This window comes from Haladaptatus rarus, from assembly GCF_054177585.1.
In genome coordinates this window covers 1-22,875 of sequence record NZ_JBPEHG010000014.1, presented here as the reverse complement: position 1 = coordinate 22,875, position 22,875 = coordinate 1, and the positions used below count along the sequence as shown (strand labels likewise).

The window sequence follows — 22,875 nt, the reverse complement described above, 5'->3', positions numbered from 1 at the left end:
GGGAACACATCGAGCCGCTCATTTGGTTGTAGTTCGTCTCGAATCTGGGTATTGAAATCCATGCGTGTTCAAAACTGGTTTCCATCAGATACTGCCGCAGTACTGTATGTTGCCGTTAGTATTACTAATCAGTTAAACGAGCCAGTCTGACTAGTAATACCTCTATGAGAGCTCGCTGCTAACTCACCCCGATACTCCGACATCGAAATAAACGAGCTTTGTCGAAGGCGAATCCCGAGATCGGGTATCGATTGGTCGATTTACCCCGGCAATAGACGGAGCAAGAGAGTCATCGTTCGGTTACTGTTTCGAGTCCATGGGCGTCCTCCATCCGCTCCCTTAGCCCTTGAATGAACCGAGCAGCGGGCGCACCGTCGACGACATCGTGATCGAACGTCACCGTGAGATCGAGGTACTCCCGCGCTGAGATCTCCCCATTGATGATTCCCGGCTTTTTCCCGATACCGCCGACGGTCAACTGCAGGGTGTAGTTCGTCGGGCTAACTCCCCATCCACCTCCCGTTCCGAACATTCCAACAGAGGTTACTGCGACGGTTCCAGCGAGGTCTTTCCATCGCCGGGGAAACCACTGTGGGAGCCGCCAGATCTGTCGGCGGACGACTCCAGGAAGACGAAGCGCCAGTGATTCCCCTCGTGACTGCCGGGTCGTCTCCGGGTTCTTCTGCGCGGTTCGTATCTCTTCGTGGATCGAACGAAGGGATCGCTGATTCGCCGCTCGAACGACGTGTGGGACACCCATTCGCTCGCCATCGATGGTCGTTTCGATGAGGACATTCACGTCGACGTCGTCAAATCGATGGATCCGTCCACGCCAATCGTGGTACGCCTGGACAGTGGGATGCTCTTCGATAGTTTCTGCCAGACAGAACACGACGAACGCGGTGAACGAGAGTTGTTCCCCCGTCTCCTCTTCGAGGGCTTGGATGCGTCGCCTCGCTTCGGTTACATCGATCTCGACGAGGCCATGGACGTTACTTCGTCGCCCCGCCATTCGCATATAATCGACTGTGCCTCGACGACGGGGCGAAAATGGCTCGATCCGATCACCTCGTTTGGTCATAATCCTCGTAGAGTGGCGAGAAGCATACATATTGCCACCACGAAAGCCAGTATCTCGCTTTGACAACCTCCACAGGACGAAAGTCGTGGGCTCCCGATTAAATTCTATTACTTCTGTATATTCATTTACAACGGCGAAATTGTAAACATACACGATATCATCGAATCCGTCCTTTGAGGCATCTTGTTACAATCCCAATACTACCATACTATAATTTCGAATATCATAATAGGTGCCAATGGTACAACGGAGAGTGCGTTGAACAAAGTTTAACAAGGTATGGCTGGAACGTCCGACTTGCGTTGAGGGATAGCCGTGAAGATAGAACGCCGCCATCTCCCCAGAAAAATGATACGCGCCCTCCGAAAAGTAACACGCGAACTTACCGAGCGGGAGATTCAATTCTACGATTTGTGTTGGGAATACCATAAAATAACTGACAGAGGGAGTAGTGCGGATATGATACTGCTACCATATAGCAATCGCTCCCCGGCCGTGACCAAACCCTCTGATCCATTGAGTCACGATGCGTGTAATCCAGATCGAAGTATCCGATGACAAAATTGATTCGGCTAAACAGACTCTGAACGACGAAGGAATCGACTACAGAATCACTGACATCCAGGACAAAAACGGAGATAACCTCGTCGAATTTCCGATTCCCCGACAAGCGGTGGAGTACGTACTCGACGAACTTCGCGAAGCCGGAGTCAATGTTGACGATGAATATCGCGTTAATCTCCACGCGGAGGTTGCCAAGACTGAAAACGTTGACAGCATTATCGAACGATTCGTTAAAGGCGAGGAAAAGAGCAATTACATCTCTCGGGAGGAACTCATCGCACGGGCCCGCGACTCGACCTCAAGTAGCTTCACCTATTATCTGATGACCCTACTAGGCGTCATCATCGCGACGTCTGGCCTTCTGTTGAATTCGCCCGCCGTCGTGGTGGGTTCGATGGTGGTCGCCCCACAGCTCGGTGCAGCATTAACGGCGTCGGTCGGTATCGTCACCAACGACCGTGAGATGATCGTCGGTGGGTTCTCAGAGCAGCTCGCAGGGCTCGGACTGGGACTCGTTGGGGCAACCGTGTACGCGACATTGCTTCGTTCGTCGATGATCGTGACACCGGTCCTCAATATCGCGACGATATCCCAAATCGGTGGCCGGACGTCGCCCGGACCACTCGCGATTGTGGTTGGCATTGCAGCCGGTGCTGCAGCAGTGGTCAGCCTGGCTACACATGATAGCCCCTCGGGAGCACTTGTCGGCGTCATGGTCTCAGCAGCGCTCATCCCAGCAGCCGCGACCGCTGGTCTCGGGATTGCCTGGAACTTCCCCCGTGTCGCTCTCGGTGCAACGGTGCTGTTGATCATCAACCTCGTCATGATTAATATAGCCGGTCCGGTCGTCCTCTGGCTAATGGGCTACCGACCTGACGGGTGGGAGGAAAATCCCATCGAGTTGCTCGGAAGTCCGCGAGTCTCGTTTCATCGTCTGAGGCGATATACAGCATCGGTGGCCGCGGTGCTCCTCTTGGTCAGCGCGATGAGTACCGGTGCTGTCGCATTCACTCAGCAGATCACATACGAACAGACTGCGAAGTCGTCGGTCGACGACGTTCTTGATCAGCCTAAATATCAGAAAGTAGAACTAAAGAAAGTCAGCGTTAGCAAGGATTACCTCAGCATGGATCAGAAGACGCCGGCTCGCGTTGCCGTCGTCATCGGTGAACAGAATGGGTCTTCGTATCCACAGTTGGCCAGCGAGATCCAAAAGGAGATCATGGAGGATGCAGGCATCCCCGTCACCGTCTCCGTCACGATGGATACCCAGAAGAAAGACACCTCGACAGCCGACCGTAAGCAGGTGCAACAGACGGAGAAACAGTGGTTGGTGAGCAGTAACTAGAATTCCTCTCATACTCACCAACTCGTAATAATACCATGATTCCAACTCGAACGCAGCGTGCAGTAACGCTTGTCAAATCCATTGCGTACGAGATTCGGACAGAAAAGATCACGTTCATGGCCGCCAGCATCGCTTATCACGCGTTCATCTCCCTGTTCCCTCTACTACTCCTTTTGCTCGCTGTGATTTCGACGGTCGGTAACCTGTCGCTAAAGCAGGGCTTCATGGAGCTTGCACAGACGATGCTCACCCCTGGTGCAAGCGAGGTGCTGATCGGCGAACTACGGCGGGCGAGCGCGTCAACCGGAATTTCGATCGCCAGCATCGGCTTCTTCCTCTGGGGCACCTTGCGAATCTTCCGAGGGCTGGATACAGCGTTCTCCGATATCTATGCGTCCCAGGCAAGAAACACGCTCGTCGACCAGTTTGTCGATGCACTGGTTGTACTGACTACGGTTACTGCCATCATCGTGGTCACTATTGTCGTTGAATGGAAGGCTTCCATGCTTCCGGTGGGCGATTTCGACTGGCCACTCAGACGACTGGTGTTCGTCGGCGGCCTGCCGTTCATGTTCCTTCCGATGTACTACGTCTTTCCCGACGTGGACGATCTGAGTATCCTTGAAGTCCTTCCCGGTGTGCTGATTGCGACCGTTGGAGTGACGACACTCGAGTCGCTGTTTCAATTTTATATCTCCTTCAGCAGTAAATCGCCAAACCAAAGCATTGTCACGGCGTTTCTCGTACTCCTCACGTGGCTCTACCTTAGCGGCGTCGTAATCCTGCTCGGTGCCGTGGTGAACGCTGTCACCGCCAACCGGAGCCAGAACGTGAACGTTCGGCCGCTGATCAACGGTGTGCCGTTCAAGGAGCAGGTTCCCGAATCGGACATCGAAGAACTCCTCGCCACACTCGACAAACTCGACGACGGTACAACCCGTCCCGAAGGTATTGTGTTAGACATCGACGGTGAAGACGTGGTGCTCCCTTCAGCCGACATCTCCCGCGTCGAGACCGGCGAATCGGGCGTGCTCCACGGAAGCGGTCTTGTCGGAGTCGAATTCTACTGGTCACTGCAGGAACAGCGTGACGAACGGCCGGATGATATGAAAGACATATTTAAAAGGAGTTGATGATGTGACATCCTCGCCCGCCGTAAACGGCGCCTGTATGGTACTCGGCGTTGAGACGCGACTTCGGGTTCGTAGGTTGGATGCCGTCGATAGATCTCCAGTGCTCGATGTCAAACCGGCACTTCAACCAGAGCGATACGCGGATCGGTACGCAAAATCGAGGATAATGCGCAGACCGTTAGGTCGGAGAGGATGTCAAGTAGCACATCGCGCGGAACCGGACCGGCAGACATCCGTAATTGGTGACTCGATAAGCCTTTTCATCGGCTCGTGAATCGTCTCTTCGCTATCTGGGCTTCAGTCCCGGTTCCATGATACGCATCACGGCCTCGCCATCCGGGAGGTTCGGCGCATCGATCAGCCGGACGATACGTTTGTTCCCTTTCGATTTGCGGAGATAGATGCGTACCGTGCTGTTGTGTCCGAGGATATGCCCGCCGATGGGTTGGGTCGGGTCGCCGAAGAACGAATCTGGGTTGGCCGCTACCTGGTTCGTCACGACGATTGCCGCGTTGTGCAGATTCGCGAGCCGCATCAGATCGTGGAGGTGCTTGTTGAGCTTCTGTTGGCGTTCAGCGAGTTTCCCTCGACCGATGTACTCGGCCCGGAAGTGCGCGGTCAGCGAATCCACACATACCAACCGAACAGGCCACTCGGTATCCGCGTATTCGCCAGCGACCTCCCGAGCCTTTTCGGCGAGTAGGATCTGGTGGGCTGAATTGAAGCCCTTCGCGACATGAATCCGATCGAGAACGTGATCAACTAACTCGTCAAGCGCAGCCTCGTCGGCGGGGTCTCCCTCGATACCACGGTCGACCATCGTGGCTGCGATGACGTCGTCTGGCAGTCCTCGGACAATATCGTCGATACGGTCGGGGCGGAACGTATCTTCGGTGTCGATGAAGATAGCACGACCGTGGAAGCCACCGTCGTTCTGGGGAAGCTGCACGTTGACGCACAGTTGATGGGTGACCTGTGACTTGCCGGATCCGAATGCGCCGTAGAATTCAGTGATCGATTGCGTTTCGATACCGCCACCTAGCAGTTCATCGATCTCGTCGATCAGCAAACTGAGCTTCCCGACCTGGTCACGCTGTCGTCGTACCGCAATCCCTGTTTCGAAGTCGCCAATATTGGCGGCCTCCCGTGCGGCCTGAATGATGGCAGTGGCGGTACCCTCGCCGACGTCAGCGGCGTTGGTGAGCTCGCCGGGACTCGCTACGGCTAGCGCTTCATAGGAGTCGAACCCAGCTTCGACGAGTTTGTCGGCTGTTGCTGGACCAACTCTCGGTAATTGGTCGAGCTCTACTGCCATATGTGACCAATGCACATGCAGTCTCATAAACTCTCGTTAACAGGATGGTGAAAGTGAATTGCCGGGGCTGTTCACAGAAGTACGAGACGAATGCAGCAGGGCTCGACCCCGTGGATGAAGCCGACACTCGATGACGCCAACCATTCGGTAGCAATATGCCGATAATCGACGTACAGCGATGTGGTACGACTTCCGATTTCGCGCCTACCCCGACCGGACAGGCGTGACTGCCGAAGCGGAACGCCACAACGGTATCCACCGCCAAGCCTCCAACCACATCCGAAACGAATACAACACCCTCGACACCGGCACTCGCAACATCGGTTCGGCGTACCAACACCAGAAGCGCCTCCCCGAGTGGAACGATGAGTGGTCGTCATCAGCCGCCCAATTCTGCTCTCCAGAGATCTCGTTATCGAGTTCCAGTACGGTGGGCCCCTTGCCGATGTCGCTGCCGAGGGTGTAGTGTTATGGCTCTTCCGTCGACAGAACCCGAGACCCCAGTAGGCGGTACCCTCTGGTGCAAACGCCGTGAGATCGCTTGGATTGGTCGGACCGTCGAGTGACGCTCCGGAATTTTCAGATTTTCCAAAAAAGAGTGCCAGTAATTGTTCCCAGTGTATGAGAATCATTGGCACACTATATGCTCTCTAATATCATATTTAATCGTGGAGGTTGGGAGACAATGCCAGAAACGACCACAACGACACGAACCCAATACAGAACTTGGCAGTTCTGGGTACCTGCGATCGTCAGTGGCCTGTTTGCAGGCCTCATCATGGGATATCTGATGCGAACAGCGATGCCGATTATCGGCGGGCTGTACGGCCAGCCGACCGTGCTCGCCGGATGGGTGGCGCACTTATTCCACAGTGTGGTGTTCGCACTCATCTTCGTCGCGATCATCACGCGACCACAGGTGAAAGATTACGCGAACACGATCCCGAAGGTGGGGATACTCGGTGCCATCTACGGATTTGCGATGACATTCGTCACCGCTGGAGTGGTTCTCCCGCTCTGGGCAGGTGCAGTCGGTGCAGCGGATCTGCCGTTTCCGTTCCTCCCGGTGATGGAGTTCACCTTACACCTCGTCTACGGCATCGTGCTCGGCGTGACCTACGGAGTCATCCGATCGCAAACCCTAACGAAAGCAGGAGAAGCACAGCCAACGTGAACGACGATACCTCTTTTCAAATTGGCGGCGAATTCACCAGCACAGCCTGTGAACAGCCTCGGAGTCACCCCCCGGGGCACTTGGCCTGCTTAAGCTGTAGATACATACGGAAGTAGCGTGTACTGGGCAACCAGCATGGTCTCCCAGGCAGAGGTCGACGAACTCCGCCAAGAAGCCGACACTATTCTCACTCGTATCCAGCACGTCGACGAGGCCCTTGAGCAAGCGCATAGTCAGGCTGGCGACCACTGGGACGACCGCGAACTCGAACTGAGCCTCAAGACGCCCCAGGGGGAGTCGATCGACATCGTACTGAACCTGGACGCGAGCGCGGCAGAGAACGCTCAACGTCGCTACGAACAAGCCTCGAAATTGGAGGCTGAACTCGAACGTCAGCGGGCGATCGTCGGGCAACTCGCGCCGCTTCCGGCAGACCCCGTCGCGTATCTCATCTGCTATCACCTCAAGCGGGTTGGGGGAAACTACCCGCGGTCGATGGCAGGGCATCTCGACGCCGAGCGAGGTCATGTCGAAGATCTCTGTGCGGAGATGGAGACCGCTGGCATACTCGAACGAATCGAGTCGGGAACGGTCAAACAGCGACAGGTAAAAGCGAAGCAGGCTGAGGAAGTCCGTCAGCACCACACCTACTACCGGCTCTCGCAGCAGGGTGACCATCTCCTTCGATTCCTGACGGAGCGAGAGGGGAAGCTGAACGTTCTCCGGCATCTCCAAGATGGACAGGTAATTGCGAAGCGACTGGCACGTGGCGGTCCAGATTACCCACGGATGACCGCTGACGAACTCGAGATGGACTTCGAGTTCGTTCGGCATCTCTATCGAGCGCTTCAGCGCGTTGGCCTCGTGACGACCTACGAGGGCGGCACGATCAAGCAGAGTGAACGGAAGTTGAAGCCCAAGGACGAGACACACCGCAAACACACATATTATGTGACCACGTCAGTCGCTGAGCAGTTGCTGCGAGAACTCGAGGAGTGAGCGACCCGCGGTTGTTCGCCTCTTCCCGGCAAGCCGAGAGGCTTATTGTCCGGGGGCGGTTAAAGTGTAGGGGTTATGAACGACCTACGCACGGGGTTGAGTTATGGCGACGTGCTCCTCGTTCCGAAGCGCTCGCCAGTCGACAGCCGCAGTAACGTCGACCTTACCACGAATCTGACGCCAGGTATCGAGATAGACACGCCGCTCGTCTCTGCCGCCATGGACACCGTGACAGAGGCCGCTCTCGCGACCGAACTCTCGCGGGCAGGGGGGTTCGGTGTCATCCACCGATTCTTACCGCCCGAGGAACAAGCTGAGCAGGTTGCGGACGTCAAAGCTGCTGACGAACAAGTCGGCGCCGCAGTCGGTATCAACGAGGACTACGTCGAACGCTGTGCTCTGTTGGTCGAAGCGGGCGTGGACGCACTCGTGGTCGACGTAGCTCACGGCCACCTCGAACGAACGCTCGACGCTGTCGAGACGCTCTCCGAACAGTTCCCTGACATCGGGCTCGTCGCTGGCAACGTTGCGACACCGTCCGGGGTCGAAGACCTCGCGGCTGCTGGCGCTGATTGTGTCAAGGTCGGCATCGGCCCAGGTTCCCACTGTACCACCCGAAAAGTCGCCGGCGCTGGTGTCCCGCAATTGACTGCTGTCGACGACTGTGCAGAAGCCGCTGAAAAACTTGGCATCACCATCTGCGCGGACGGTGGCATCCGGACCTCGGGTGATGCAGTGAAGGCGCTGATGGCCGGGGCAGACACGGTGATGCTCGGGAGTCTCTTCTCCGGCACCGATGAAGCGCCCGGTGCGATGGTCGAAGTCAACGGGACGCGATACAAGCGTTCCCGAGGGATGGCGACCACCGCTGCCGCCGACGAACGCGACGACAAGGAGAACAACGTTCGAGCCGACGAGGGCGTAGAGGCGCTGACACCATACAAGGGGTCGGTTGCGACCGTCGTCAAGGAGTTCTGCGCGGGCATTCAGTCCGGGCTTTCATACTGTGGTGGTCACACGATTCCAGCGGCGCGTGAGAAGGCCGAGTTCATCCGCGTCGCCCCGAGTGCGAAAGAACGCGAGGGATACCACACCGACCACGACTGGGAGGGAGTCAGCGTGGACAGCGAGGTGACGAGAATCGACGAGGCCGACGTGGGGACTGATGACGAGCTCGCGAACGCCGCTGCCGAGAGCGACGACTGATTTCGAGACCGCCACCCTCAGATACGTCCACGACCGAAATCGAGGACGACTGACGATCGACCATCTCCATCGACGTGGTGTCACAGCGAGTCGACGGGGGTCGCTACACCGACCTGCATCACACGTTCCCATCGTTGGATATTAATCATACATAACTAATCGTTAGATAGTAATCTTACATAACTAGAAGGCCAATAGAATGAATTAGACATCGAATTTCGTAGGACGTGATGGCCTCGCAAAAAGACGACACGGAACAATCCGACACCAACTGTTCGAAACCCCCCGAAGAACGAGACGCCACCGCGTACGTCCCACCGGATGGGTACGGACTCCAGCCCGACCGCCGCCGCTTTCTCACCAGTATCGGTGGAGTCGGAACGTTCGCTAGCGTATCCGCTTTCAGTCAGCCAGCGAGTGGTCGCTCCCCCCGCGGCGTCGTCGGGAGCTCCCAGAATCCCACGTCGAATGCGAAGAAACCGGACGCGGCGTACTCCGCGACCGACCTCGGCACCCTCGGTGGTGCCGAGAGCACCGCGACGGGTATCAACAGACGTGGGAGCGTCGTCGGAGTTAGCCAGCGAGACGATCTGATCCAGCACGCATTCCTGTGGTCGAAGAAGGACGGCATGCAAGACCTCGGCACGCTTACCGACGATACCGTACGGTCGGTGAATACGCCGAGAAGTACTGCTACCGACATCAACGGTCGCAGTCAGGTCGTGGGCGCGAGTCGAGTGACCGATATCTGGGATACCCAGTTCGGAACTCAGCTAGAAGTCTATCCGAATCACGCAATCCGCTGGTCTAAACGCGAGGGGATGCGTGATATCCGCCCTACCGGCGAATCCAGTGAAGCCACAGCTAACAACGACCGAGGGGATATCGTCGGAAACAACCACTATTTTGGTGAAGACGACACCGAAGCGTTCATCTGGTCAGAGAAAGAGGGCGCGCGCTCTATCGAATTCGGTCCCGGGACCATGACTCACCACGCCGAGGACGTAAATAACAGTAGGCAGGTCGCCGTAACGACGTGGGATTTCCTCGATGGTGATCCCGAACGGGCGGTCATCTGGACGGAAGATGAGGGCCCACGAGAACTTGGCACGCTCGGTGGACCCAATAGCAGTGCATCGGGCGTCAACGATAGCGGTCTGGTCGTTGGCGACAGTAGTGCAAGCGAGGGCTATCGCGCATTCATCTGGTCGGACGACGAGGGGATGCGAAGCCTCGGGACACTTGGCGGCAACGTCAGCAGAGCCACGGCCATCAACAACCGCTGTCAGGTCGTGGGCACGAGTCAAACGGCGGACGGAACCCGCCACGCGTTCATCTGGTCGGAAGACGAGGGGATGCGAGACCTCGGTACGCTCGGGGGCAACTACAGCTACGCCACGGATATCAACGAGCGGGGTCAGGTCGTCGGATATAGCCGAACGGCAGATGGGTATCCGCGCGCCACGTTGTGGGAACCGTAGTTCACCGTGCTCATCGAGAAGTTTCGGACTCTCCGATAGGGAAGGCGCTGTTGAAATATTGACTTTGTATGTGTTCGCGCGGACGTACTGCGTACATTCTCTCTATTCCCCGCGAATCACACATCCTTCCAGATGCTCGTTATCGGCTAACACGAAAGCTGGCGACAGACTCAGAACCCAGTGAACCAGTTGAACAGCCAATGTACGCACCTCTCGTAACTCGCCCTGCGTTGCTGGAGAGACCCACCCATTGGGGGCGGATCTCAGCCCCAACACGTCGTGGTCGGGTTCTCAACAGTCTGGCGGCTCGACGGGATTCGTCGGTGACTCACCATCGGGTACTCCGAGGAAGATCACGTATGTCATCGCTGGTTCGGTGTCGCTCGCGTTTTCAACTATATCGGCGCCCCTTCCAGTGATGAGGATTGCCTCGCCTGCCGCGTAGGTCTGGGTGGCACACCCCTCCTCGAAGCCGACGTCGACTTCGCCTTCGACGACGCTGAGGAGGGCCGGACCTACGTCGGTGTGCCAGCCGCTCGTCCCTCCCGGCTCGAAGCGTGCCCTGACGATGACGACGGTTGATGCATCGGGAACGAATGCCAATTCCGTATCACCGTCCTGATAGGCGACGCCAAAGGACGCGGCCACGTCGTCGGGGAAGGTCGCATGGGGGGCGACCACTTCAGCCTCGAAACCTTCCGCCTGGTCGACCAATCCTTCGTCGACCTCAGCATCGTCGGCAGTTACGACGCTACTACCCATCGAGAGCGCAGCGCCAGCACTGACCGCTTTCAGGAGTGGGCGCCGCCCGACGCTAGGCCAATCGCCGCTCGTTCGATCCGCTGGTTCCTCTACCCGGTTCTCCGTTGCCGGTGTCATGGTTTCCTTCTCCGGTTTTGCAGTTGTCTAGCTGCCTCTGTCCCTCCAACCCGAGGTTGCATAAACCATCAGCATTGTTGATATGTTTCGCATGAATTTTTTGTTCAGAGTGCTGAAACAACAGGGTGGTAAGAACCGCTGATTGAAATATCTGGAATCTAGTGGTAGTAACCGTGAACCATCACAATAACTGCGGTAAGGTGTGTTTGAGTCTGGTAATATTATCGAACCAGATAGGCAAGCGACAATACTGCTAGTAGGTGGTTCCTGAACTCGGTAACCAGCTTGAATCGACAATCAAGAGACTGCTGATAGCCCAACCGTTATCTTTCGCAGTCCCCGAGACCGGATATGGAACTCTCCGTCGTCGATCTCTCACCAGTTCCCGACGGTGGCACCGCAGTCGATGCCTACGCGAATACCGTCGAAACCGCACAACAGGCCGAGCGGCTCGGTTACTCGCGATTCTGGGTAGCAGAACACCACGGGATGGCGGACACCCTCGCGGGGACGACGCCCGAGGTACTGCTCGGCCATCTCGCCGCCGAAACCGATTCGATTCGGCTCGGTTCGGGAGCGGTGTTGCTCAACCACTACAGTCCGTTCAAAGTCGCTGAAGCGTTCGGTGCGCTCGATGCGCTCGCACCCGGACGAATCGATGCGGGTCTCGGACGGGCGAACGGTTCGCCGGCCAGCGACCGTGCTCTCGGAACGAAACGACACGTCCAGAATCCCGACGAGGACCACGCCGAGAAAATCGAAGCCGTCGTTAATCACCTCTACGACGACTACCCCGACGAGCACGAGTACAGCGACCTGAAAATTCCGCGTTCGGGGGAGGACGAGCCCGTTCCGTGGGTGCTCAGTTCGAGTCCATCGAGCGCGGCTATCGCAGGTGAACTCGGATTGCGATACTGTTTCGCGGCGTTCATTCGACCACAGTTCGCCACACATGCATTCGAGGAGTATCGTGAGCACTTCCAACCGTCACGGTTGGCTGGCAGTATCGACGAGCCGGAGGGAATCGTCGCGGTGAACGCAGTCTGTGCTGAGACCGACGAAGAGGCGGCGCGGCTTCGAGCGGTGGCTGAAGCGTCGTATAAGCGAATGCAACGTGGAGAAGTCGGCACCAGGCCGTCTATCGAGGAGGCCATCGACGAACTCGGCGGTGTTCCCGAGTTGACCCCGGCCACGCTCGATTCCGACGAGTGGCCGCGAGCGATTTCCGGCAGTCCCGACACGCTCGCCGATGTCTTGGAGCAACTCGCTGACCGTGTGGGCGTCGACGAAGTCATGATCCAGCACGCGGTCGCCGACCACGAGGACGCGCTCCGCTCCCACGAATTACTGGCCGACGGCATCGGACTCACACCTGACTGACGAATGTACACCTCCGATGAATGTACACACCCACACGACCGTTTACACTGGGCAGAATGTCCTTCTTCCAGTATGATGCGCAAAGAGAATGGTAGACTCGACGTTTGCGCTGTCTCGTCGAGAGAGATCAACGCCGATCAGTGAATCATCGTGCTATGTCGGGAGATCGATCCGCACCTTCGCACTCACTCGTGACCGGAAACGGGAATGGGCTGGTACGGCTCTTCGAGGTACTCCATCTCTGAGTCCGTGAGGTCGATGTCGAGGGCTTCGACAGCATCTTCGAGGTGCTCGATGCTCGACGTACCGACGATGGGGGTCGTCACCCACTCCTTGTGGAATTGCCACGCGAGGGCAATTTGTGCCATCTTTACGCCCTTCTCGTCTGCGAGTTCTTGCACACGCTCGTTGATGTCGGGGCCGCCGCCTTGCAGATAGCCACGTTCGAGGGATGCTTCGTGTTCGCCACGGGTCGTCCCGGCGAACTCCTCGTGTGGGCGCGTGAGGAACCCGGCGGCGAGCGGACTCCATGGCATCACGGCGATATCTTCTTTCTCACACAGTGGGCGCATCTCACGTTCTTCTTCCCGGTAGGTGAGATTGTAGAGATTCTGCATCGAGACGAAGCGGTCAAGACCGAGATGCTCGGACGTCGAGAGGGCCTCGGCGAACTGATATGCCCACATCGAGGACGCGCCGATGTGTCTTACCATCCCTCGTCGAACTGCATCGTCAAGAGCACGGAGCGTCGTCTGGATGGGTGTCTCGTAGTCCCAGCGGTGAATCTGGTAGAGGTCCACCGTGTCCATTCCGAGTCGGTCAAGGGAGTTGTCGAGTTCTTGTTCGATAGTCTTTCGCGAGAGACCACCCGAGTTCGGGTCGTCCTCGTCCATTTCCCCGTAGACCTTGGTGGCGACGACGAATTCGTCGCGGTCGTAGTCCGAGAGAACTTCTCCCAGGATCTCCTCGGACTCGCCGTACGAGTAGACGTTGGCGGTGTCGAAGAAGTTGATGCCAAGGTCGATAGCGCGTTCGATAAGTTCTCTGCTCTCCTCGCGGTCGAGCGTCCAGTCGTTCCAATCCGTTCCGAAGCTCATACCGCCGAGACAAAGTTCACTCACCGTCATCCCGGTCTGTCCGAAGGTTGTATACTCCATGCAATACCATCACGCAGGTAGGTCAAAAAAGTACGTCAGGCCGTCCTCTTTGCCGGTTCGTAAGCCGTATGTGAAAATGGAATGGTGAAGACAACGCCGTTCGATGCGACGAATACCTGGTGATTTCTTGTCGTGATGACTAATGGAATTGAGTTTCTGTTTTCGATCGAGATGAGGCGGTTGCTTTTGAACCTCTTGCCGAATGCGTTCAACGTGGGAACCCGGACTCTACAGGCGGAACAGGCCGAGTGCCTCGGGGCGTGACCCCGAGGCGGTTCACGAATTCGAGCAGTCTCCAAAGCCTCTCCCGATTCTCAGGTGCTGAAAAAACGTCCTCTTTCTAATATTTCGAAGAATAAATTGCGGAAAATACGGCTCGATATCGATCATCATCCGACAACGCATCTCAGCAATGTGGATTTCGACCCAGTGTCAGGGTGTCAAATTAGGCGGTTGGATCTGTGACGTTCTCGAGAAGCGTATCGCCGAACGCGAGCACGAGTAGTGCTCCACCAAGGTCGAAGATGATATCGAAGAACGTGTCTGACTTGCCATAGGGGATGAGCAGTGGTTCGAATCCGAGTCTCTCAGCAACCGCATGAATGATGTGCTCCATGGCCTCCCAAAGAACACCTATGAAGACGACGGTAGCCAGGACACGCGGACGTGGGTCGCAGCCTCGGCGGCGCGAAGCAGCGTATACGAAGCTGGCGAGGATGGTTGCGGAATGTGTATGCGTAAGGTGATCCCACCACCAGATGTCTTCGTATGGTCCGAGCATTCCGACCGCGTGGGTAAGCATCGCAATCTCCATGTAGACGCGTTGCCACGACCGGAATTCGACATCGTATCGACGTTCAACGATATCTGGAAAGTAGGTACCCACAAACGCGACGACGGCATTCACCAACACACTCGGGTTCCATCGGCGAATGCCGACGACGAACACAGCGATAGTCGCGTACCTGATACCGCGCTCGACATCACGTTCGATTGAATTCATTGGAGGCCAAGTCACCTACCAGATTCGTCTACTGGAACATGAGTACCCGGGAAATCGGCTCGCTCTCCAGTCGTTCCGTTCGATTGGATACTAGTGGAAATCAAGCGGAGTAGTTTTTCGGGTCGCTGCGGCGAACTCGGTTTCGAAACCGTCCATCACGAATCGTCGATACACAAGGCGACCCTGTCGGATATCGAGTGAGTACGACATCGGTATCGACGTCGTCAAGATCGATGGGCGGTGAGTCGAGATCGCACGCTCGTTCGCCAGGTCGATACCGCCAGGCGCGCACGTCGTCAGTGGTGAGCAACATCCGATCATCCACGAGTATCTCGAAGAAGAGATCACCCGAGTCGGCTCCACGAACGAACAGGTGGAGATTCCCAGCCACCACCAGGGACTTCTCGGAGCCGAAACCGTCCATGCAGTGAATCATGTCCTGGAAACCCTCGGCCAACCCCCAGTAGCCTCCCCGGAGCTCAACGTCTACCTCGAACAGATACAACCGACGTGGGTGCACCTCCAAGAGGGCAATATCTACAATGCGGCTGAAGTCAACGACGTCGAAAGCACCGAGGCGGTACGGCAGGCACTCCCGGGTTCGGATCGGATCACGCCGTTCGTGTTTCTTCGGCGGGATAGACGCGGTCGCACGGCGTCGTTCGTCTCTTATCTCGATCATCTCGCAAAGCGGGGCATCATCGACCACGCATTCGTTTCGGGTCGTGACGGTATGGCCTTCGCCCGAGCGGCTCGCTTCGCGGTGACCGAATTCGAGACGGATAGTGATCCGAGACATGTGCTCGACGAGTTGCTGTCCCCGACGCGACCGGTGATGCTGATGGGGAATACCGTCGACGAATTCATGCGGAAACTAGACAAGGAGATCGAAACCCGTGCCCGACAGGTGGTGGATTACACTCCCGTCGACACCAGTTCAGAACGTGTGACTGGTACACAGTATGGCTCAGGGTGAAGAACACAGTATGACTCAGAACTATACCCGATGGACCAGGACTCTCGCGATGGACTACCCGGTCTGCGGTTTGAAGATGTTGGCGATACGCCCGACGAATGAGTTTCGAGCGGTTGGATCAGAGATGATTTCGAATCCACGTTGGAGCGCCCCGTCTTTCGTCGACCGAAGGATCGTCAGCCGATCGTCGGAGACGAGCTGCTCGATCTCTTCTCCGACGACGTTTCCAGACGTCGTGATCAACAGTGCACGTGCGTCCACATCCAACGCGATCGTGAGAAGCTTTGTAATATCACTCTCGTCCGGTAGTTCGTGTACTGCTGCGACGATGTGGTCATCTAACAGTTCATCCTGCGCATAGATGTGAACCGGAACATCCTCACCCGAACTGTTGGGCACCGTTGTGTCTATCTGCGTCTGCAGGGTCCTGCTTTCAAGTGTCTTGACTGCCGCCTCCCGTGCGGTCAGTTGCTCTTCGACCCACCTTACCCCTTGGTCGGTGAGATAATATTGATAGAGGATTCGTTCGGTCGTTCGCCTCGGATGGGCGACGAGGTGACAGTTCCGACACCGGAGTCGGTGATCCGCCTTATCAAAGATTCTATCACATTTTTCACAGACGTGGACGGGATCTGATGACAGATATCCAAGCGATTCGAGAGACATCTCACACTCTGGACAAATGATGCCATCATCACCATCATCATCGAGGAACTGCTCCTGTGTCCCTTCGTGACCGCACTCTCCATGACGATATCGCTCCGTCCGAATCGTCTGTGGAGAGGCACAGGACGGACAGGCGGACGTATACTGCATCCCCTTCGTCTCGCACTGCGGACAGATGTACTGTTTCTCTTGAAACTCTCGATAAAGCCGGTCTTGTTTTGCGAGTGTTTCCAACACTTCGAAGGCAGAGCCGTCACGTTCGTCGAGACGAGCCGTCGCTTCAGGATATGTGACTTGGCCTGTCTCGATGTCGAGGGTCGGATGAATCCCATCCAACGAGTCATCCCTCAGGTCGGTCATCAATCGGACTGTCCCCGGTGAAGCCATGCAATGCAAAAACAGTAGACCGCTATTTAATTATCATCCAACTACTGACCTTGGCTTGGGTAGTAGGGATATGGTACAAGCGATGTCTCGAACGAAAACGAAATTCGAGTGAGTTACCGACGAAAAACTACTCCTCGTCACGTCACTCAACGACTAATACTCTAATTCTGAGTTTGTTATCCACCTTTGAATCCGCTCATCAGTCACACTAATACCTCCATTCGTTTTTAGCTGCGCCTATAGAGAACGCGCGGACACAGTTTTATATGATTAATGGTTGTAGAAAAGAACACACCGGAGGTGACGAAGCATGACGACAACTACTCGAGAGCGGCCCGAATTTGAAACAGTCCAGCTCGCCATCGAGCCGAATGAAGCTCACGAACTTGTCCAGCAAACGTTGAAAGGGTTGAGAGCTTCGGACACTGAGAGTGGGATACTGTTACGGACGAGCCATGGAATGTTGGTCGCGATTCTTGATGAACACTCGACACCCAGTGAGGAGCAACAAACTGAACTTGCCTATCGGGTTGCACCGCTATCCGAGTCTGCAACCCGAAAAGGAAAGAAAGTATTCGAGATTCTCGAATCGCACAGAGCTTGATACTGGGACAATATCAGGGATGACGCGGTCAGACTACCGACCACCCCTCACTCGAACTAGGGACACCTGACATCACTGCTCGATACGCTGAACACGAACGGTTAAAGAATCAGGATTTCCGAACGTGAGAACGGGATAACTCTCTGTGGTGATGAAATCTCCCTGACTCACTTCTCCGTTGTCATTCGAATCAACGTGGACACTTACGATGTAGCGCGCCTTGTCGTCTGGAAGTTGCCCATAGAGTTCGAAGGGGATTCCATCCTGTTCGATCATATCGTCTGTCACGTCGGACAGTGTCTGTTCAGAGATGGTTTCAGATGCCTTGTCTGCGATGCTAACGTCTTCTAAGCGGATATGGATCGTGGCACCGGCGAGGTGGGGGGTGACTGGTTCGAAGATGATTTTCCCGCTCACGAGTGGGTCAGTCATGTTTCGTGCTAAGTCTCCATCGCGAAAGCGGTTTTCGGCACCGCGATCAGATCAGTCCCACATTGAGCCGATGCTGGGAATCGGTGCCAGTCCAGCTCCAGAGCATCCGCGTTTCATCACCTGGTGGATCAAGCGTCCCAAGGGCTGGTCCGTCGATGCAGGTCTCACCGGATGTAATCTTCCCATGCCAATCGATTCCATCCCGACTCGGAATGAGATTCAAATAATTATTACCAACTCCTTGCCAGCACAAATATACCCTCTCACCGTGGGCATGCAACTGGGGCTTCGAGATCGTAGTCTCTGAGAGGGTTGTTTTGCCGTGGAAGGTCGTTCCATTGTGACTCCGCATGACGTTAAGCCGGTCGTTCCCAACACCACGCCAGGCGATGAGGAGTCTTCTTTGGTGAGAGACTATCGATGGTCCCGAATTCGTCGTATCGGTTCTGATGACTTGCTTGTGCGACCAGTTTCGACCATCAGTACTACGCATGACGTTCAACCAGTTGTTTCCAACACCACGCCAGGCGAGATAGAGATACGGCCCAAACGTGGCTACGCTTGGCGAACTTTCGGTCGTGTCATTCAGGGTCACCTTGTCGTGCCAGTTATTCCCATCATTCGACTGCATGATATTCAACCGATTATTGCCGGTTCCTGTCCAGGCGACGATATACCGATCGTTGTAGACCGTTACGTCCACCGCATCCGGTGATGTCTCACTCAGGGTGACCTTGTCTGCGAAATTCACGCCATCCGAGGACCGCATGAAATTCAATTGATTATCGCCGGTTCCAGTCCAACCAAGTAGTAAACTCCCGTTTCGATCCGCTAATACCGGACCCTTGTTACTGGTATCCCCAAGTGTGGTTTTTCGGGGATACATCGTATTCACTGTTCGAATGTCATAGGCGCTCAGTCTGTTTCTTTGACCGATTGGTTGTGGTGAGAGAATGGTTGGCTTCGATGAATCGATAGCGAACGCCCACTCGGGATAATGCATTATCGAATCGTAATCGTACGGTCCCAAATCATCTCCATCGGTTATATGTTGATTGAACTGCGACCGTAGATTAGGTTGGATATTTGATCAATTGATCGAGATGTAACGGTCTCGGTCTTCATGACTTTGCTCGTGCCAGAGGCAAACGGCGTGTCCAATTTCGTGGATCGTACTCCCCGTGGTACAGCCATCCGCTAATTCGATCACCTGCCGCCCCCCTATCATTCCGTCGAACGAGGAGCATCCCGTTCCCTTTACGAATTCGACGTAATTATCCTCGCAATCACGTTGCTTGAAGCGAATATTGGTATGTTCCTCCCACTGTTCGATAGCATCAGTTACACGCTGCTGATTTGGCAGGTTGTTATTGATGACGAACGGCACAACTCCACTTGGCCAGCGAAATCTCGCATCAGGTACGAACACACCGCGTGCGACGATAGATTCGATATCGCCAGGAGATTCGATCGACTGTCTGTTCTCTTCCATCTCCTCGACAGAGCCCAAGAGGATGTCACCGTCGAAAACCGCATCACCGTCCACTTCTGCATATGTGATGGGTTTATTGATGAAGTTTAAACCAGAAACGTACGCTCGATTAGTGCTGTTCGAGACTCTTAATTCACCCTGACTGGCTTCGATATCTTGAATCTCATCACGTATCTGATCGTCTATGGTGGGTTCTTCTTCCATCATCAGTCGCGTGTTCAACGCTGGCGTACATTGATATTGGCTAGCACGTCAGAGAGAAACCTCAGTTGGGGTTTTCGGGCCGGTCCTTACTGACATATTGTCCGCAAATTTCTGTGGGTTTGGGTTGAGGCGTAGCGGTTCGAATCGAAAGCTCACGTCGAGTATTCCTGCATCTCCCCCTAACGAACTCATAAATTGCATAACTGATAAGTTAGTCATTTTAATAAGAAATCTGAAAATTAGGGTTGATTTGCAGGATACAGCACGTAAATAAATTATTTGATTTAACTAATAAGGGAGATGTCAAATGGTGCTTTACTGATCACCCTGCCGTTCTAATGGTTGGTTGTCATGTTTCTCAGGTTTCGAGAAGCGGTATAAACATTGTAAACGATGAATGTAGTTCATGTAGAACTAGATTGATTTGATATTGAGAAACAAAATGACTCCTCCGGACAAAGAACTGTCAGAAGGACAGGTTCGAGAGGAAATCGATTACAATACTACATCAACCATTTACAAACATGAATTAAAAGAATATAAAGAGTCGCTCAAAGCGAGATATGACTATGAAAACGACGAAGTGATGAAAACCCACTTCGAAATTGCGGAATCATTGCTGGAGAATGCAAACGTTGCGCTCGAAACGAACGATGAGCTCACTTTTTTACGGTATTTCTATGCTGCACTTCGGCGACAGTATCCTATCTTAGCGAAACTAGACTCTTTGGACGTGAGTAACCGTGGAGACGCGGAGTTGCGCACAGATCAGATGACGGCAAACGGGGGAACGCTCACGACCAAGAGTAGTCCGACGAGACTTCAAGCGGCTGCCGACCGATTGTGGGCTCAAATCGATGGCTTAGAGCAACCAGATGTACGGGAAAAAATTCGGAATATGATCCGAACCCCTGAAGATCAGCGTAAACAGGACGTGAATCTCTACGTCTTAGATAACGCCAGTCGACTTCTCCACGATGAGTACATTATGAATTATGAATCAATAACGGTGCTTGAACGAATCCTTCGCAAATTGAATCGTCTCCTGGTGTTTTTACTCGTTTCGTTGCTTGTACTCGTTGCCATTCTCGAACTCAACTATGATCTCAACGTTCCGATCGAGGGCTTTCCGCTAGAAGGCATCTCGCGAACCGAATCAGTTGCCAAAGTGGATGGGTTTTTACTCTATGTCTACGTGGTTTTTGTCGGTATTTTTGGAGCCGTAATCAGTAATCTATTAAAATACTATGATATGTCTGCTCACACAGGGCCACGGATGCCGGATGAGGAATTTCAGATCGTAGACGAAGTCATTTATGCACGAATACTGATCGGTGGAACCGCTGCTGCCTTCCTCTATACCGTGCTTCTGTCCGGTCTTCTCCTTCCCAATCAACTGCAACTCTCTGCCCTCTTCGTCATGGCGGTAGCATTCACAGCGGGATTTTCGGATCGGCTCCTCGTAAAAGCTTTAAATTCTATCGAAGGGAATGTGCTAATAACATAGCAGTGAAGTGCCTCGAATCTGTAGATGCCATAGTCGTCGTTTCTCCGGCTCTCTTGCGATCCTTAGAGATGGGCAGGTCGATTCGACGTGCTGAATACGAGACGCGTACGCACCGCCCTGACTGCCTCGAAACTAACGATTTGGACCCTTCTGACCAAAGCAGCGTGGAGTCTTGTACCTATGACCAGAGGCACGAACACCCGCGCCGCCAGTGCAGCCGATGGTAGAGAGGAGTCTTCCGTCTGAAGGGCGGTTCGTCGTGTGGATTTCGCCGCGTGTCTTGTGAGTGTTACTAGTCAGTGATATTGGTCAGTACTGCTAGTCATACTCATGTGGCACTTTCTTTATTGGGCACTGTCTAGTTTAGCTCCTCCTCGACAGGTGTTCGATTGTCGAGCGATTGGTGGGGTCTCTGATGGTTATAGTAATGCACAAATTGTTCAAGCCACTGCTGGACGCTCGGTTGACTGCCTACCCACGACGTATAAAAGCGGTCGATGCGCTGTTTGAGCGTGTGAAACCATTTTTCGATCAGGTTTCGCTCTGTGTAGTTGAGCCGACCGCTCAATCCAATTCGAAAGAGGGCAGTCCGATATCCGTAGCCATCGACGAGAAACACTGCATCCGAGAGATCGTGTTTCTCGGCCAAATCAGAGAGGAACGCAGCCGCTTGATCAGTGCCATGCCGATCAAACACGTCGATACCGAGCAGCAGCTTTGTTTCAGTATCTATTGCAGCGTACACCCAAGACCACTCGCCGTTAATCTTGACAGCGGTTTCGTCTACCGCGACCCGCGTCGGCGTCGCCGACGGCGGGTCGGAGACGCTGTCAGCCAGCCGATACACCCACTGAAAAATCGCTTGATGTGACCGTTCTACGTCGAAAATCCCTAAAATTGCTTTTGTCTCCCTGAGCGAACAACCGGTCGCATGGAGACGGACGGCGAACGCCCTGACGGGCGTCGCCGTCCGCTCGTTCTCCCAAGTTTCTTCTACATCCGCGTCTAGGTCTTCATTGAGCAGGTTTGCGAGCATCTCTAGGCAAGTTACTCAACAACCTGCTCATTCCTCAAGTTGGCTCAACTAGACAGTGCCTTTATTGGGAATTTTCAATTTGCATGCATCTACCGCTTCGGTCGTTCTGTCGGTGCATCTATCTCTACAAAATTCTTCTCACCGGCCATGTCTCATCTACTCTTTCGGCGAGAAGTCATCGTCTTCGCGAGTGTTTTACAGGCGGTATAGGAGAATGCCCCGGGGCTTGACCCCGAGGCGATTCACTCGCAGGTTGCTCTCTTCCTCAGTTTGGGTCAAATCGCACTATCTTTGAAACCGATATTGGTCTCGACGCTGACGAGTACCAGGTTGTTGAATTCCAGCTAAAGGGCTCTGGTGAATCACTAGACTGCGTCGATCTCGACCGTTAGAGCTAGGGAAGTGAAGCGGGAAACCGTCGATGCCTATGTCGAAAATCTCCCGCTTCACGAGCAAAGCGGTCACGTTGGCTAAAAATGCTGTTGGTGGGCGAGGCGAAGTCGCCGCCCCCGAAGGGGGTGGCGGCTTCGCCGACTACGCCCTCGTCTCGCTGCATTGTCTGCGGGTTTACCTCGATGAATCGTACCGCAACACACTCGATTTGCTGAGCGAGATGCCGCATATTTGCGGGGAGATCGGCCTCGACGAGGGCGATCTCCCTGACCACTCAACGCTGGTTAAGGCGTTTGAGAGGTTCAAAATGAAGGTCTGGCGAGTGCTGCTGCGCCGACAGGCGCAGCTGCACGACCTCTCGGGCCACGCCGCCATCGACGCCACGTTTTTCGACCGCGAGAACGCCAGCAAGCACTACTGCCGCCGGACGAATTATCGCGTTCAAACACTGAAAGCGA

20 protein-coding genes and 1 pseudogene are annotated in these 22,875 nt (G+C 54.9%); 12 read left to right on the top strand and 9 right to left on the bottom strand.

The genetic code is table 11. The features are described 5' to 3' along the window. Positions 1-289 precede the first annotated feature (289 nt). Complete coding sequence (locus ACR3FE_RS21800; RefSeq protein ID WP_458209788.1) at positions 290-1,081, bottom strand: 2-oxo acid dehydrogenase subunit E2; 792 nt, start codon at positions 1,079-1,081, stop codon at positions 290-292. Between the two features lie 526 nt (positions 1,082-1,607). Between ACR3FE_RS21800 and ACR3FE_RS21795 the strand changes: the two genes are divergently transcribed. Together ACR3FE_RS21795 and ACR3FE_RS21790 are read left to right on the top strand one after the other, a co-directional pair. Next, positions 1,608-2,993 carry a TIGR00341 family protein gene (locus ACR3FE_RS21795; RefSeq protein ID WP_458209787.1) on the top strand — a complete coding sequence of 462 codons (1,386 nt, stop codon included), beginning with the start codon at positions 1,608-1,610 and terminating at the stop codon, positions 2,991-2,993. Positions 2,994-3,028: 35 nt separating this feature from the next. Further along, positions 3,029-4,126, top strand: coding sequence for a YihY/virulence factor BrkB family protein (locus ACR3FE_RS21790; protein WP_458209786.1), 1,098 nt, complete (start codon positions 3,029-3,031; stop codon positions 4,124-4,126). A gap of 286 nt (positions 4,127-4,412) precedes the next feature. Here ACR3FE_RS21790 and radA read toward each other — a convergent pair whose 3' ends face one another. Then, positions 4,413-5,441, bottom strand: a complete 1,029-nt coding sequence (gene radA, locus ACR3FE_RS21785; protein WP_458209785.1) for a DNA repair and recombination protein RadA — start codon at positions 5,439-5,441, stop codon at positions 4,413-4,415. A 178-nt stretch (positions 5,442-5,619) separates the two neighbouring features. Here radA and ACR3FE_RS21780 point away from each other — a divergent pair, with 178 nt between their 5' ends. The 5 genes from ACR3FE_RS21780 (at position 5,620) to ACR3FE_RS21760 (ending at position 10,301) form a co-directional block, all read left to right on the top strand. Further along, positions 5,620-5,907, top strand: a complete 288-nt coding sequence (locus ACR3FE_RS21780) for a hypothetical protein (RefSeq protein ID WP_458209784.1) — start codon at positions 5,620-5,622, stop codon at positions 5,905-5,907. A gap of 219 nt (positions 5,908-6,126) precedes the next feature. Then, positions 6,127-6,615, top strand: coding sequence for a hypothetical protein (locus tag ACR3FE_RS21775; RefSeq protein ID WP_458209783.1), 489 nt, complete (start codon positions 6,127-6,129; stop codon positions 6,613-6,615). A gap of 135 nt (positions 6,616-6,750) precedes the next feature. Then, the gene (locus ACR3FE_RS21770) at positions 6,751-7,614 is read left to right on the top strand and encodes a DUF2250 domain-containing protein (RefSeq protein ID WP_458209782.1); all 864 of its coding nucleotides are present in this window, start codon (positions 6,751-6,753) and stop codon (positions 7,612-7,614) included. A 75-nt stretch (positions 7,615-7,689) separates the two neighbouring features. Beyond that, entirely contained in the window at positions 7,690-8,820 is a 1,131-nt protein-coding gene (locus ACR3FE_RS21765; protein WP_458209781.1) for a guanosine monophosphate reductase, read from the top strand. 230 nt (positions 8,821-9,050) lie between these two features. Beyond that, positions 9,051-10,301 (top strand): hypothetical protein, encoded by a 1,251-nt coding sequence (locus tag ACR3FE_RS21760; protein ID WP_458209779.1) that lies wholly within the window; start codon positions 9,051-9,053, stop codon positions 10,299-10,301. Positions 10,302-10,592: 291 nt separating this feature from the next. Here the strand turns inward: ACR3FE_RS21760 and ACR3FE_RS21755 are convergent, their stop codons facing one another. After that, entirely contained in the window at positions 10,593-11,180 is a 588-nt protein-coding gene (locus tag ACR3FE_RS21755) for a cupin domain-containing protein (protein ID WP_458209778.1), read from the bottom strand. A gap of 351 nt (positions 11,181-11,531) precedes the next feature. On the opposite strand from ACR3FE_RS21755, the gene ACR3FE_RS21750 reads away from it, so the two are divergent. After that, positions 11,532-12,560: an LLM class flavin-dependent oxidoreductase gene (locus tag ACR3FE_RS21750; RefSeq protein ID WP_458209776.1), complete on the top strand. Its 1,029-nt coding sequence runs from the start codon at positions 11,532-11,534 to the stop codon at positions 12,558-12,560. Positions 12,561-12,745: 185 nt separating this feature from the next. On the opposite strand, the gene ACR3FE_RS21745 is transcribed toward ACR3FE_RS21750, so the two are convergent. After that, positions 12,746-13,717 carry an aldo/keto reductase gene (locus ACR3FE_RS21745; RefSeq protein WP_458209774.1) on the bottom strand — a complete coding sequence of 324 codons (972 nt, stop codon included), beginning with the start codon at positions 13,715-13,717 and terminating at the stop codon, positions 12,746-12,748. Between the two features lie 445 nt (positions 13,718-14,162). Next, complete coding sequence (locus ACR3FE_RS21740; protein ID WP_458209773.1) at positions 14,163-14,720, bottom strand: DUF2238 domain-containing protein; 558 nt, start codon at positions 14,718-14,720, stop codon at positions 14,163-14,165. Positions 14,721-15,093: 373 nt separating this feature from the next. Here ACR3FE_RS21740 and ACR3FE_RS21735 point away from each other — a divergent pair, with 373 nt between their 5' ends. Beyond that, the gene (locus ACR3FE_RS21735) at positions 15,094-15,696 is read left to right on the top strand and encodes a hypothetical protein (protein ID WP_458209772.1); all 603 of its coding nucleotides are present in this window, start codon (positions 15,094-15,096) and stop codon (positions 15,694-15,696) included. A 54-nt stretch (positions 15,697-15,750) separates the two neighbouring features. On the opposite strand, the gene ACR3FE_RS21730 is transcribed toward ACR3FE_RS21735, so the two are convergent. Further along, positions 15,751-16,722 (bottom strand): TackOD1 domain-containing metal-binding protein, encoded by a 972-nt coding sequence (locus ACR3FE_RS21730; RefSeq protein WP_458209771.1) that lies wholly within the window; start codon positions 16,720-16,722, stop codon positions 15,751-15,753. A 337-nt stretch (positions 16,723-17,059) separates the two neighbouring features. Between ACR3FE_RS21730 and ACR3FE_RS21725 the strand changes: the two genes are divergently transcribed. Further along, on the top strand, positions 17,060-17,353 hold the full coding sequence (locus tag ACR3FE_RS21725; protein ID WP_458209770.1) for a hypothetical protein: 294 nt from the start codon (positions 17,060-17,062) through the stop codon (positions 17,351-17,353). Positions 17,354-17,425: 72 nt separating this feature from the next. Here the strand turns inward: ACR3FE_RS21725 and ACR3FE_RS21720 are convergent, their stop codons facing one another. Both ACR3FE_RS21720 and ACR3FE_RS21715 read right to left on the bottom strand, forming a co-directional pair. Further along, a complete protein-coding gene (locus ACR3FE_RS21720; protein ID WP_458209769.1) occupies positions 17,426-17,785 on the bottom strand; it encodes a YbaY family lipoprotein in 360 nt (119 codons plus the stop codon). 46 nt (positions 17,786-17,831) lie between these two features. Continuing rightward, a pseudogene (locus ACR3FE_RS21715) lies at positions 17,832-19,277 on the bottom strand (M12 family metallopeptidase). A 646-nt stretch (positions 19,278-19,923) separates the two neighbouring features. Between ACR3FE_RS21715 and ACR3FE_RS21710 the strand changes: the two are divergent. After that, positions 19,924-20,988, top strand: a complete 1,065-nt coding sequence (locus tag ACR3FE_RS21710) for a hypothetical protein (protein ID WP_458209768.1) — start codon at positions 19,924-19,926, stop codon at positions 20,986-20,988. Between the two features lie 358 nt (positions 20,989-21,346). On the opposite strand, the gene ACR3FE_RS21705 is transcribed toward ACR3FE_RS21710, so the two are convergent. Further along, complete coding sequence (locus tag ACR3FE_RS21705; protein WP_458209766.1) at positions 21,347-22,024, bottom strand: IS6 family transposase; 678 nt, start codon at positions 22,022-22,024, stop codon at positions 21,347-21,349. A 427-nt stretch (positions 22,025-22,451) separates the two neighbouring features. On the opposite strand from ACR3FE_RS21705, the gene ACR3FE_RS21700 reads away from it, so the two are divergent. Beyond that, the coding region (locus tag ACR3FE_RS21700) for a transposase (protein ID WP_472850192.1) at positions 22,452-22,875 on the top strand (424 nt) is incomplete at its 3' end.